The following is a 256-nucleotide window of genomic DNA, read 5'->3' as shown; positions in this document are numbered from 1 at the left end:
CCGAGCAAGGCGCGGACTATTCCGTGCTGTTTCCCAACGACGTGCTGGCGCCGCTGGGCGCCGGCGATGAGTTCCGCCAGCCGCTGCACCGCGCCATCAACCACTTCCATGCCGACCAGTACCGCAAGTACAGCGACCGCCTGACGCCGGTGGCCGGCATTCCGCTGAACACGCCGCAGGAAGGCATCGAGGAACTGGAATTCGCGGTCAAGACGCTGGGGCTGAAGGTCATCAACATCGCCGGCGGCGTCAAGCG

At 66.0% G+C, this 256-nt stretch carries 1 pseudogene; it reads left to right on the top strand.

The features are described 5' to 3' along the window. Positions 1-256 (top strand): annotated as a pseudogene (locus SB751_RS32715) (amidohydrolase); the annotation flags it as partial.

The sequence above is a fragment of the Cupriavidus sp. SIMBA_020 genome (assembly GCF_046535395.1).
Lineage (GTDB): Bacteria > Pseudomonadota > Gammaproteobacteria > Burkholderiales > Burkholderiaceae > Cupriavidus > Cupriavidus campinensis.
The sequence above is the reverse complement of the archived record's forward strand: the minus strand, read 5'-3'. Positions and strand labels throughout refer to the sequence as shown.